This is a genomic window from Kitasatospora sp. NPDC098652 (assembly GCF_044760155.1).
Taxonomy (GTDB): Bacteria; Actinomycetota; Actinomycetes; order Streptomycetales; family Streptomycetaceae; genus Kitasatospora.
The window spans coordinates 209,637-220,673 of record NZ_JBIWAQ010000014.1; the positions used below are offsets into that span (position 1 = coordinate 209,637).

Consider the following 11,037-nt stretch of genomic DNA (forward strand, 5'->3'; position numbering starts at 1 on the left):
CCGGCGGCCGCGGGCGCGCCTAGGATTGTCCGAAGGAGAGGGAGCGCGATGACCGGCAGCAGTGGCGACAAACAGCCCAAGTACCAGCGGATCGCCGACTCCCTCAAGGCTGCCATCGACCACGGCCGCTACCGCGCGGGGGACCGGCTGCCCGGCGAGAACGACCTGATGGACGAGTACGGCGTGGCCCGGATGACGGCCCGTCAGGCGCTCGGCGTGCTGCAGAGCGAGGGCATCGCGGAGGCCCGCAAGGGGTCCGGGGTGTTCGTCCGGGACTTCCGGCCGCTGCGCCGGCGCGGCATCCAGCGGCTGGCGCAGGGGCAGTGGGGCTCCGGCCGGTCGATATGGTCCGCGGACATCGACAACCGCAGCCTGGTGGTCGACCAGGTGTCGGTCACCGAGCAGGGCGCGCCCGAGCACGTGGCCCGGGTGCTCGGGGTGGAGCCGGGCGTCCCGATGTGCGTGCGGCACCGCCGCTTCGTCCTGGACGGCAAGCCGGTGCTGCTCTCCACCTCCTACCTGCCGGCCGTCCTGGTCGCGGGCACCGCGATCACCCGCGAGGACACCGGCCCCGGCGGCACCTACGCCCGGCTGGCCGAGATCGGCGCCAAGCCCGTGCACTTCCGCGAGGAGGTCCGCTCCCGGATGCCCGGCGCCGAGGAGGCCGCCCGCCTCGAACTCTCCGCCGGCACCCCGGTGATCCTGATCTGCCGCACCGCCTTCGCCGACGAGGGCCAGGTCGTCGAACTCAACGAGATGATCCTCGACGCCGCCTCCTACGTCCTGGAGTACGACTTCGACGCCTGAGGCGGACCGGGACAGGCCGGGGCAGACCGGGACAGGCCGGACTACTGATAGTGGTAGCGGGCCTTGAGGATCTTCACTTCCTTCTCGTCGGCGCGGTACACCAGGCGGTGCTCGTCGTCGATCCGGCGTGACCAGTAGCCCGCCAGGTCGCCCTTCAGCGGTTCGGGTTTGCCGATCCCGGCGAAGGGGTCGCGCTGGATCTCGCCGACCAGGCGGGCGATCCGCTGAGCCATCTTCCGGTTCGAACCGAGCCAGAAGAGGAAGTCCTCCCAGGCGTCCGGGTCGAAGTGGACACTCCTCACACCTCACCCGCCAGGGCTTCCAGTTCCTCCGGCGTCCTGGTGAGGCCGGAGGCGCCGCCCTTGTCGCGGGCGACGGCCGCCATGAGCCGCTGGGCGTTGGCGGGGGAGCGCAGCAGGTAGATCGTCTCCTGCCATGCGTCGTAGTCCTCGGCGGACATGAGGACCGCGTCCCCGCTCTTGGAAGTGATTCTTATCGGGGTGTGGTCGTCGTTGACCTTCTTGATCAGCGGGAACAGCTGGGTGCGCGCCTCGCTCGCACTGATCGCCATGGTCAGGCCTCCGAGCTCGTACCGAAAATTGGTACTGCCATGGTACGAGGTTCCCGTACCACCGGCTACGGCATCGCGACCACGCGGCACCGCCCCGGCCGCGAGAGGGCGGCCGGGGCGGTGCGGTGGCGGGCGCGGGGCGCTCCGCGGGGGCTACTCCTTGGAGCGGATCCGCAGGTTGGTGATCAGCGGGCCCTCGGTGGTCTCGCGGAAGAAGTCGTTGCCCTTGTCGTCGACGACGATGAAGGCCGGGAAGTCCTCGACCTCGATGCGCCAGACGGCCTCCATGCCGAGCTCGGCGTACTCCAGCACCTCGACCTTCTTGATGCAGTCCTGCGCGAGGCGGGCGGCCGGGCCGCCGATGGAGCCGAGGTAGAAGCCTCCGTGGGCGGCGCAGGCGTCGGTGACCTGCTTGCTGCGGTTGCCCTTGGCGAGCATGACCATCGAGCCGCCGGCGGCCTGGAACTGGTCGACGTAGGAGTCCATCCGGCCGGCCGTGGTGGGGCCGAAGGAGCCGGAGGCGTAGCCCTCGGGGGTCTTGGCCGGGCCGGCGTAGTAGACCGGGTGGTCCTGGAGGTACTTGGGCATGCCCTCGCCGGCGTCCAGGCGCTCCTTGATCTTGGCGTGGGCGATGTCACGGGCGACGACGAGCGTGCCGGTGAGCGAGAGCCGGGTCTTGACCGGGTGCTTCGACAGCTCGGCGCGGATCGCGGACATCGGCTGGTCGAGGTCGACGCGCACCACGTCCTCGTCCAGGTGCTCGTCGGTGGTGTCCGGCAGGTACTTCGCCGGGTCGGTCTCCAGCTGCTCCAGGAAGACGCCCTCGGCGGTGATCTTGCCGAGCGCCTGGCGGTCGGCGGAGCAGGAGACGGCCATCGCGACGGGCAGCGAGGCGCCGTGGCGGGGGAGGCGGACCACGCGGACGTCGTGGCAGAAGTACTTGCCGCCGAACTGGGCGCCGATGCCGATCTTCTGGGTCAGCTCGGTGACCTTGGCCTCCAGCTCCAGGTCGCGGAAGCCGTGACCGGTCCGGGCGTTGCCCTCGGTGGGCAGGTTGTCCAGGTAGTGCGCGGAGGCGTACTTGGCGGTCTTGAGCGCGAACTCGGCGCTGGTGCCGCCGATCACGATGGCCAGGTGGTACGGCGGGCAGGCGGCGGTGCCGAGGGAGCGGATCTTCTGCTCCAGGAACGAGAGCATGCTGGCCTCGTTCAGGATGGCCTTGGTCTCCTGGTACAGGTACGACTTGTTGGCCGAGCCGCCGCCCTTGGCCATGAAGAGGAACTTGTACGCGTCGCCGTCGGTGGCGTACAGCTCGATCTGGGCCGGCAGGTTGTTGCCGGTGTTCTTCTCGTCCCACATGGTGACCGGGGCCATCTGGGAGTAGCGCAGGTTGAGCTTGGTGTACGCGTCGTACACGCCGCGCGCGATGGCGGACTCGTCGGCGCCGGAGGTGAGCACGTTCTGGCCGCGCTTGCCCATGACGATGGCGGTGCCGGTGTCCTGGCACATCGGCAGGATGCCGCCGGCCGAGATGTTGACGTTCTTGAGCAGGTCGAGCGCGACGAAGCGGTCGTTCGGGCTGGCCTCCGGGTCGTCCAGGATGCGGCGCAGCTGGGCGAGGTGGGCGGGGCGCAGGTAGTGCGAGATGTCGTGCATCGCCTCGGCGGTGAGCAGGCGCAGCGCCTCGGGCTCGACCTGGAGGAAGGTGCGGCCGCCGGCCTCGAAGGTGGAGACACCCTCGGAGGTGAGCTTGCGGTACGGGGTCGGGTCAGCGCCCAGGGGGAGCAGGTCGCTGTACTCGAAGTCTGGCGTGGGAGCCATCGGGGCGGTCCTTAGGGGTCCAGTGGTCCGGCTGCGTCGGCGAAGCACCATCCAGGGTAGGACCCGGCCGCGGGACGCATGCGGACAGGTCTGCCTTGCGTGACCGGGCTCACTCGGGCGGGAGTGCGAGCGACTAGGCTTGGCCCGTGAACTACACGCCGGACAACACGCCGGAGAATTCGCCGGAGAACTCGCCGTCGCAGGACGGTCCGGGGCTGCCGCCGGTGTCGGCGCCCGTTCCCCTGACCAAGCCCGAGCCCGAGCCGCGGCCCGCACCGGTGGCCGCCCCGCGGACGCCCGCCGCCCCGGTGGCGGAGGCGGAGCTGCGGGTCTCGGACGCCGACCGCGAGCGGGTCGCGGAGCTGCTGCGGGACGCCTACGCCGAGGGGCGGCTGGACGCGGAGGAGCACGCCGAGCGGATCGAGGCCGCGTACGCCGCCAAGACCTTCGGCGACCTCGTCCCGCTGACCAGGGACCTGCCCGCGCACCGCTCGGTGTCCTTCGACAAGCCGCCGCTGGGTGCCGCGGCGCCGGCCCCCGCGCCCGCCAGGCCGCTGCCGCCGGCGCGGCACGAGGCGCCGTCGGTGGTGGCGATCTTCGGCGGCGCCTCCCGCAAGGGCCGCTGGCGGGTGGGCTCGCACCTGACGGCCTTCACCGCCTTCGGCGGGGTGGAGATCGACCTGACCGACGCCGTCTTCGAGTCCCCCGAGGTGGAGATCACGGTGACGGCGGTGTTCGGCGGGGTCGACATCCGGGTGCCGGAGAACGTGACCCTGCTCGGTTCCGGGGTGGGCATCTTCGGCGGTTTCGACGTCCGGGAGCAGACCGCGGCGGATCCGTACGCTCCGGTCGTGCGGGTCAAGGGCCTTGCCCTGTTCGGCGGTTGCGAGGCCAAGCCGCGCCGGGGCAAGAAGCTCAAGGAGTGGGTGCGCAAGCAACTCGGGACGGATTAGCCCGAATTGACCTTTTGAGTGCCCGGCCGGGGATCAACTCCCGGTCGGGCACTCGGCGTTGTGTCCGGTGCACTCCGTAGTCGATTGCGTGCAGTGTGCATGAATCGCGGCCGGACGGGGTAGTTCCTTCCGCACATCGCTTCTTGTTACGGCTGTGCACCGGAGGCGGCCCAGCGGCCGCCCCGGGCGTTGGACAGCGGGGGCTCGCAGCCGGGCAGGGGAGCGAGGTTCCCCGTGTCCGAGAGCCTCGTCAGGAGTACGGCCGTGCTGCATCCGATCGAGTCCCGCACCACCTCGCCAGTCGCCGCCGCCCAGTTGCTGGAGCGCCGTCCGGCCGTCCCCCCGCAGCCGCAGCCCCCGGGCGGCACGGCGGGTCAGGCCGCGGGTGAGGACAATCCGTGGCACACCGGTGCGGCCTGTCGGCGGGACGAGGTGGGGCTGTTCTTCGCGCCCTCGAAGGAGCCGACGGCGGCCCGGTTGTCACGGGAGGAGCAGGCCAAGCAGGTGTGCGCCCGCTGCCCGGTGCTGCTGGAGTGCCGCGAGCACGCGCTGGCCCAGCCGGAGCCGTACGGGGTCTGGGGCGGGTTGACGGCCGCCGAGCGGCGGGTGGTGCTGGCCCGGCGCCGCCGCCGGGACGCGGAGCTGCGCGAGGCGGCCCGGGTGGCCACGGCCGGGCGCCGGATAGCGGGTTGACGCCGGGCCGAAGATCCGCGGCCGCATTTTCTGCGATGGTCGCCGCGGCGACCGGGACGGATACGCCGCGCGGCCCCGGCGGAGGGGGGAGTCCGCCGGGGCCGCGCGTCGGGACGACTGCTTCCGGTCCGGGTCAGTTGGCCCGGTCGAAGTCGATGGCGCTGTAGGCCCGCAGCTTCGACAGCTTGTGGACCGAGTTGATCTCGCGGATGGTGCCGCTCTTGGAGCGCATCACCAGCGAGCTGGTGGTGGCGGTCTCCGAGCGGTAGTGCACGCCGCGCAGCAGCTCGCCGTCGGTGATGCCGGTGGCGACGAAGAACACGTTCTCGCCGCTGACCAGGTCGTTGGTGGTGAGCACCCGGTCCAGGTCGTGCCCGGCGTCGAGGGCCTTCTGCCGCTCGGCCTCGTCCTTGGGCCACAGCCGGCCCTGGATGACGCCGCCCATGCACTTCATCGCGCAGGCCGCGATGATGCCCTCGGGGGTGCCGCCGACGCCCATCAGCAGGTCGATGCCGGTGCCCTCGCGGGCGGCCATGATGGCGCCGGCCACGTCGCCGTCGGAGATGAACTTGATCCGGGCGCCGGCCTCGCGGATCTGCCGGACCAGGTCGTCGTGGCGCGGGCGGTCGAGCACGACCACCGTGACGTCCTCGACGGCGCTGCCCTTGGCCTTGGCGACCCGGCGGATGTTGACGGCCGGCGGGGCGGTGATGTCGACGAAGTCGGCGGCTTCCGGGCCGCAGACCAGCTTGTCCATGTAGAACACGGCGCTGGGGTCGAACATGGTGCCGCGGTCGGCGACGGCCAGCACGGCCACCGCGTTGTTCATGCCCTTGGCGGTCAGCGTGGTGCCGTCCACCGGGTCGACCGCGACGTCGCACTCGGCGCCGGTGCCGTCGCCGACCCGCTCGCCGTTGTAGAGCATCGGGGCTTCGTCCTTCTCGCCCTCGCCGATGACGACGACGCCGTTCATCGAGACGGTCGAGACGAGGGTGCGCATGGCCTTCACGGCGGCGCCGTCGGCCCCGTTCTTGTCGCCACGGCCGACCCACCGGCCGGCGGCCATCGCGGCCGCCTCGGTGACCCGGACGAGCTCGAGCGCGAGGTTCCGGTCCGGAGCCTCGGGCGCGACCTCCAGGGCACTGGGAAGGTGGTGCGGGTACTGCGTGGTCATCGTCGTTACCTCTCTGTACGCGACGGCCAGTGAGCGCCCGACTACTGCCAGGTCGAACGCCGTGGTGAGGGTGATGCGATCGTATCTGCCCACGAGATGACTGTCTGTGGCGCGGGTCGCCACCCCGGGCGGAAGGCCCCGGTTCGTCCCGGTTCACCCGTACGTGCACACCCCGGGTGGCCGGGCCGGTGTGTGGATGAGTCACCATGGGTGGGTGGCTGCAGAGAGCAAGGGCATGAGGGGTCGGCAGACCGTACGGGACATGGTCCTGTCGATGCTGGCGGTCGGTTTCGTCGTCTGGATCGGTTACCTGTTCCTCCCGCACGACGCGAACGGCGATCCGGTGCACGTGGTCGCCTACAAGGTCGAGGCGGCCTCGGCGAAGCGCGCCGCGCCGTACCCGCTGCTGTCCCCGGAGGGGCTGTCCGACAAGTGGCGGGCCACCTCGGTCAGCTACACGCCGGCCGGCATCAACAACGGCAAGGGCAACGCCTGGCACCTGGGCTTCGTGACGCCCTCCGGCCAGTACGCGGCGGTCGAGCAGGCCGACGTCCCGCGCGAGAAGCTGCTCGCCGACAAGGTCGCCGGCGCCCAGCCGGACGGCACCGCGGACACCGCCGGGCGCACCTGGGACCGGGTGCAGGGTGACAAGGCCCGCGCGCTGACCGTCCAGACCGGTTCGGCCACCACCATGATCACCGGCACCGCCTCCTACGAGGAGATGGCCGAGCTGGCCCAGGCGCTCAAGTAGCGCCGGGCCCCGCCCGGGCGCGGAGGCCCCCGGCGCCCCACTCGGGCGCGGAACCTCCGGCGCCCCGGACACGCGGAAGGGCCCGCACCGGAACCGGTGCGGGCCCTTCGCCGTCGCGGGGTGCGATCAGACCGTGGTGACGACCTGGTCGTACTCCAGGCGCGGGGAGCGCGGGAACCAGGCGTCGTCGCCCGGCTTGCCGATGTTGACCACGGCCAGCACCGAGTGCTCGCCGTCGCCGAAGAACTCCTTGTTGAGGCCCTCGGCGTCGAAGCCGGTCATCGGGCCGGCGGCCAGGCCGGCGGCGCGCACGCCGATGATGAAGTACGCGGCCTGGAGGGCGCCGTTCAGCGCGGCGGAGCGCTCACGGACGGTGCGCTCGGAGAAGAACACGTCCTTGGCCTGCGGGAAGTGCGGGAACTGGGTCGGCAGCTCCTCGTGGAACTCGTTGTCCGCGGCCAGGATGGCCACCAGCGGGGCGGTGGAGGTCTTGGCCTTGTTGCCGTCCGCCAGGTGCTGGACGAGGCGCTCGCGACCCTCGGCGGAGCGGACCAGGACGACGCGCAGCGGCTGCTGGTTGAAGGCGGTCGGGCCGAACTTGACCAGGTCGTAGATGGCCTGGACCTGCTCCTCGGTGACCGGCTCGTCGGTGAAGGTGTTGGCGGTGCGGGCCTCGCGGAACAGCAGGTCCTGAGCGGCGGCGTCGAGTACCAGGGCGTCGGTGGTCATGCTTCTGCACCTCATGCGGGAGGGGGTTCGTCGGGGTGACCGGCGGGGCCGATCGCTTCCTCCAACATAGGTGAAGATTCAACGATTCCCCAAGCCCTTGTGAGCTGCCTCACAGGCCGGGGCCGTGCGCCCGGGGCCGTGCGCCCGGGGCCGTGCGCCCGGGGTCGTGCGTTCGGGCCGTGCGCCCGGGGTCGGGTACCCGGGGCCGGGTCACTCCCCGGCCGGGCCCGCGCCCTCCTCGGCGGCCAGCGCGGCGTCCAGTCGGGCCCGGGCGCCGTCCAGCCAGCGCTGGCAGACCTTCGCCAGCTGCTCGCCACGCTCCCACAGCGCCAGTGACTCCTCGAGGGAGGTGCCGCCGTTCTCCAACTGCCGGACCACGTCCAGCAGCGCGTCTCGGGCGTGCTCGTAGCCCAGCGCGTCGTCCGGGGTCGGCGCCGCCGCGTCCTGCTGCTCCTGCTGCTCTGCCATGCGTGCCAGCGTAGGGGCTGGTGCCGACAGGGGCGGGTTCCACGGGCCGAAACCCGGGTGCGGCCGGGCGGCCCGCGGCGTTAGCCTCCGCGGCATGATCGAAGTCCGCCCCGCCGCCCCCGCCGACGCGCCCGAGCTGGTCCGGCTGCGCAACGTGATGCTGCAGGAGATGCCCGGCATGGCCGCGCTGGCCGGTCCCGCCCCCTGGCAGGCCGCCGCCGAGCGGATGCTGCGCGAACGGCTGGCCGCCCCGGCCGAGGAGCTCACCATGTCCGCCTTCGTGGTCGACGACCCGGAGCGCCCCGGCCGGCTCGCCGCCTGCGCCGTCGGCACCCTGGAGCACCGACTGCCCTCGCCCGGCAACCCGGACGGCCTGTTCGGCTCCGTCTTCAACATCTGCACCGACCCCGACCGGCGGCTGCGCGGCTACGCCCGGGCCTGCACCGTGGCGCTGCTGGACTGGTTCGACGGTCGCCGGGTCGGCCGGGTCGACCTGCACGCCAGCAGCGGCGGCGAGGCGCTCTACCGCAGCCTGGGCTTCGCCGAGTACTCGACGGCGCTGTCCCGCAAGCGCCCCTACTGAGGCTCCGCCGGGGCCTTCGCCCGCGGCCCGGCCGCGCGCCGGGGCTCCGCCGGGGTGTCCGGCGTCCCGGCGGCCACGGTGACGTCGAAGCCGCCGCCCGCGACCCGGGCGTGTAGCCCCTCCCCGGCCGCGAGCAGCGCCGGGTCCGTCACCACCGTGCCGTCGGTCCGCTGCAGCACCGCGTAGCCGCGCTCCAGGGTGGCCGCCGGGGAGAGCGCGACCACCCTGGCCAGGGTGTGCCCGAGGTCGCTCTGGGCGTGGTCCAGCCGGTGCCGCAGGGTGCGCCGTGACCGCTCCAGCAGGCCCTCCACCTCCTGGCCGCGCCCGTCCAGCATCCGGTGCGGGGCGGCCAGCGCCGGGCGGCTGCGCAGCCCGTCCAGCCCGTGCTGCTCGCGCTCGACCCGGGCCTGCACGTGCCGGCGGGCCCGGTCGCGCAGCTGGCGGACCTTGGCCAGCTCCTCGCCGACGTCCGGAACCACCCGTTTGGCGGCATCGGTCGGGGTGGAGGCGCGCAGGTCGGCGACGAAGTCCAGCAGCGGCTGGTCCGGTTCGTGCCCGATCGCGCTGACCACCGGCGTACGGGCGGCCGCGACCAGCCGCACCAGCCCCTCGTCCGAGAACGGCAGCAGGTCCTCCACGCTGCCGCCGCCGCGGGCCACGATGATCACGTCCACCTCGGGGTGCTCGTCCAGCTCCCGCACCGCCGCGCTCACCCGCTCCACCGCGCTGACCCCCTGCACCGGGACGTTGCGCACCTCGAAGCGCACCGCCGGCCAGCGCCGCCGGGCGTTCTCCAGCACGTCCCGCTCGGCCGCCGAGCCGCGCCCGGTGACCAGCCCGACGCACTGCGGCAGGAACGGCAGCCGCCGCTTGCGCTCCGCCGCGAACAGGCCCTCCCCGGCCAGGCGCCGCTTGAGCTGCTCCAGCCGGGCCAGCAGCTCGCCCAGGCCCACCGGGCGGATCTCCGAGGCCCGCAGCGAGAGCTGCCCGCGCGCCGCGTACCACTCCGGCTTGGCGTGCACCACGACCCGTGAGCCCTCCTGCACCACGTCCGCGACCTGCTCGAACACCGAGCGGAAGCAGGTCACCGTGAGCGAGACGTCGGCCTGCGGGTCGCGCAGGGTCAGGAACACCACGCCCGCGCCGGGGCGGCGGCTGAGCTGGGTGATCTGCCCCTCGACCCACACCGCGCCGAGCCGGTCGATCCAGCCGCCGATCAGCGCGGAGACCTTGCCGACCGGGAGCGGGGCTTCGGGGGAGCTGGGGTTGGCCATGCGTACGAGGCTAGCGGCGCCCGCCGACACCGTCCCCGGCGACGCCCAGCGACACCGTCCCCGGCAACGCTCGGCGACACCGTGGCTAGCGGCGCCCGCCGACACCGTGCGCCGTACTGCCCTGCACGCCCAGCACCACCAGGCCGACCGCCAGCCAGACCAGCCCGACCAGCTGCGCCGTGGTCGAGGCCTCGTAGACCACCGCGCCGATCACCGCGATCCCCAGCAGCGGGACGACCAGGTGCCGGAGCCGGTCGGGCGAGCCGTGCCGGACGGTGTACCAGCCGATCACCGAGGCGTGCAGCAGCGCGAAGGCGGTCAGCGCGCCCACGTTCACCACCGAGGTCAGCTGGTCCAGCCCGTCGTCCCGCTCGGCCGCCCAGACCGCCGCCGCCATGGTGACCACCGCGGCCGCCAGTAGCGCCCGGCGCGGCACCGCGCTGCCCGGGTCGACCGAGCCGAGCACGCGGGGCAGCCGCCCGTCCCGGGCCATCGCGAAGACCAGCCGGCCGGCCGCCGCCTGCCCGGCGAGCGCCGCGAAGGCCGCGCCGATCGCCTTGCTGCTCGCCACCAGCACGTGCAGCCAGTGGCCGATGCCGCCCTCCACGGTGTCGTAGAAGGCGGAGCCCTGGGCGGCCGGGTCGGCGGCCAACTGCTGCGGGGTGTCGGGTTCCAACACCGCCGCCAGGTAGGTCTGGACGACGAACAGCAGCCCGGCCAGCGCCAGGCACCAGAGCACCGCCCGGGCCACCGCGGCGGAGGCGCCGACCGCCTCCTCGACGAAGGTCGCGATCGCGTCGAAGCCCAGGTAGGAGAGCACCGCGACGGACACCGCCGAGATCACCGCGGTGAGCGAGAAGTCCCCGACGGCGGTGAAGGGCGTGTCCCAGCCGCGCCGCGCGCCGTCCCGCACCAGCACCACCACGGCCGCGACCACGAACACCGCCAGCACCGCGATCTCCAGCGCGAGCACCGCGAAGCCGACCGCGGCCGCCGTCCGCACCCCGGCCAGGTTGAGCGCGGTGGTCACCAGCACGGCGACCGCCGTCCACACCCAGCGCGAGACCCCGGGCACCAGCGAGTTCAGCGCGATCCCGGAGAACAGGTAGGCCACCGCGGGAGCAGATACAACACCCGGTGTTCTGCTCGGCAGCGGACCGTTTCCGCAGGTCACAAGGGGTACGCCATGGGAACGGCCACGCTCACGCGCTCG

General features: G+C 72.9%; 12 protein-coding genes and 1 pseudogene. 5 read left to right on the top strand and 8 right to left on the bottom strand.

Features of this window, described 5'->3' with window-relative positions; translation table 11 throughout:
• The first annotated feature begins 48 nt into the window (after nt 1-48).
• Nucleotides 49-807 carry a GntR family transcriptional regulator gene (locus tag ACIQWA_RS27630; RefSeq protein WP_360230968.1) on the top strand — a complete coding sequence of 253 codons (759 nt, stop codon included), beginning with the start codon at nt 49-51 and terminating at the stop codon, nt 805-807.
• A 41-nt stretch (nt 808-848) separates the two neighbouring features.
• Here ACIQWA_RS27630 and ACIQWA_RS27635 read toward each other — a convergent pair whose 3' ends face one another.
• From ACIQWA_RS27635 to ACIQWA_RS27645, 3 genes are all read right to left on the bottom strand, one after another.
• Nucleotides 849-1,109, bottom strand: coding sequence for a Txe/YoeB family addiction module toxin (locus tag ACIQWA_RS27635; RefSeq protein ID WP_380401831.1), 261 nt, complete (start codon nt 1,107-1,109; stop codon nt 849-851).
• Entirely contained in the window at nt 1,106-1,378 is a 273-nt protein-coding gene (locus ACIQWA_RS27640; RefSeq protein WP_402487113.1) for a type II toxin-antitoxin system Phd/YefM family antitoxin, read from the bottom strand. The genes ACIQWA_RS27635 and ACIQWA_RS27640 overlap by 4 nt, the downstream gene beginning before the upstream one ends.
• 153 nt (nt 1,379-1,531) lie before the next feature.
• Nucleotides 1,532-3,199 carry a fumarate hydratase gene (locus tag ACIQWA_RS27645; protein ID WP_360230966.1) on the bottom strand — a complete coding sequence of 556 codons (1,668 nt, stop codon included), beginning with the start codon at nt 3,197-3,199 and terminating at the stop codon, nt 1,532-1,534.
• 242 nt (nt 3,200-3,441) lie between these two features.
• Between ACIQWA_RS27645 and ACIQWA_RS27650 the strand changes: the two genes are divergently transcribed.
• A complete protein-coding gene (locus ACIQWA_RS27650) occupies nt 3,442-4,152 on the top strand; it encodes a DUF1707 domain-containing protein (RefSeq protein ID WP_402487136.1) in 711 nt (236 codons plus the stop codon).
• Between the two features lie 315 nt (nt 4,153-4,467).
• Nucleotides 4,468-4,845 (top strand): WhiB family transcriptional regulator, encoded by a 378-nt coding sequence (locus ACIQWA_RS27655; RefSeq protein WP_402487137.1) that lies wholly within the window; start codon nt 4,468-4,470, stop codon nt 4,843-4,845.
• Between the two features lie 133 nt (nt 4,846-4,978).
• Here ACIQWA_RS27655 and glpX read toward each other — a convergent pair whose 3' ends face one another.
• Nucleotides 4,979-6,019, bottom strand: coding sequence for a class II fructose-bisphosphatase (gene glpX / locus ACIQWA_RS27660; RefSeq protein ID WP_402487115.1), 1,041 nt, complete (start codon nt 6,017-6,019; stop codon nt 4,979-4,981).
• Between the two features lie 214 nt (nt 6,020-6,233).
• Between glpX and ACIQWA_RS27665 the strand changes: the two genes are divergently transcribed.
• The gene (locus ACIQWA_RS27665) at nt 6,234-6,770 is read left to right on the top strand and encodes a DUF4245 domain-containing protein (protein ID WP_402487117.1); all 537 of its coding nucleotides are present in this window, start codon (nt 6,234-6,236) and stop codon (nt 6,768-6,770) included.
• Between the two features lie 126 nt (nt 6,771-6,896).
• Here the strand turns inward: ACIQWA_RS27665 and ACIQWA_RS27670 are convergent, their stop codons facing one another.
• Both ACIQWA_RS27670 and ACIQWA_RS27675 read right to left on the bottom strand, forming a co-directional pair.
• Complete coding sequence (locus ACIQWA_RS27670; RefSeq protein WP_360230958.1) at nt 6,897-7,499, bottom strand: malonic semialdehyde reductase; 603 nt, start codon at nt 7,497-7,499, stop codon at nt 6,897-6,899.
• A 210-nt stretch (nt 7,500-7,709) separates the two neighbouring features.
• Nucleotides 7,710-7,967: an exodeoxyribonuclease VII small subunit gene (locus ACIQWA_RS27675; RefSeq protein ID WP_360230956.1), complete on the bottom strand. Its 258-nt coding sequence runs from the start codon at nt 7,965-7,967 to the stop codon at nt 7,710-7,712.
• Between the two features lie 94 nt (nt 7,968-8,061).
• Between ACIQWA_RS27675 and ACIQWA_RS27680 the strand changes: the two genes are divergently transcribed.
• On the top strand, nt 8,062-8,550 hold the full coding sequence (locus tag ACIQWA_RS27680) for a GNAT family N-acetyltransferase (protein WP_402487119.1): 489 nt from the start codon (nt 8,062-8,064) through the stop codon (nt 8,548-8,550).
• Here ACIQWA_RS27680 and xseA read toward each other — a convergent pair.
• Together xseA and ACIQWA_RS27690 are read right to left on the bottom strand one after the other, a co-directional pair.
• Nucleotides 8,544-9,824: an exodeoxyribonuclease VII large subunit gene (gene xseA / locus ACIQWA_RS27685; RefSeq protein ID WP_402487121.1), complete on the bottom strand. Its 1,281-nt coding sequence runs from the start codon at nt 9,822-9,824 to the stop codon at nt 8,544-8,546. The genes ACIQWA_RS27680 and xseA overlap by 7 nt on opposite strands.
• Nucleotides 9,825-9,909: 85 nt before the next feature.
• Nucleotides 9,910-10,944, bottom strand: a pseudogene (locus tag ACIQWA_RS27690) (APC family permease); the annotation flags it as partial.
• Between the last annotated feature and the right edge of the window lie 93 nt (nt 10,945-11,037).

Excerpts from the sequence above, each read along its gene's own strand:
- xseA (WP_402487121.1), bottom strand. The coding sequence starts at position 9,824 with ATGGCCAACCCCAGCTCCCCCGAAGCCCCGCTCCCGGTCGGCAAGGTC.
- ACIQWA_RS27640 (WP_402487113.1), bottom strand. The coding sequence starts at position 1,378 with ATGGCGATCAGTGCGAGCGAGGCGCGCACCCAGCTGTTCCCGCTGATC.
- ACIQWA_RS27630 (WP_360230968.1), top strand. The coding sequence starts at position 49 with ATGACCGGCAGCAGTGGCGACAAACAGCCCAAGTACCAGCGGATCGCC.
- ACIQWA_RS27675 (WP_360230956.1), bottom strand. The coding sequence starts at position 7,967 with ATGGCAGAGCAGCAGGAGCAGCAGGACGCGGCGGCGCCGACCCCGGAC.
- ACIQWA_RS27680 (WP_402487119.1), top strand. The coding sequence starts at position 8,062 with ATGATCGAAGTCCGCCCCGCCGCCCCCGCCGACGCGCCCGAGCTGGTC.
- ACIQWA_RS27645 (WP_360230966.1), bottom strand. The coding sequence starts at position 3,199 with ATGGCTCCCACGCCAGACTTCGAGTACAGCGACCTGCTCCCCCTGGGC.
- ACIQWA_RS27670 (WP_360230958.1), bottom strand. The coding sequence starts at position 7,499 with ATGACCACCGACGCCCTGGTACTCGACGCCGCCGCTCAGGACCTGCTG.
- glpX (WP_402487115.1), bottom strand. The coding sequence starts at position 6,019 with ATGACCACGCAGTACCCGCACCACCTTCCCAGTGCCCTGGAGGTCGCG.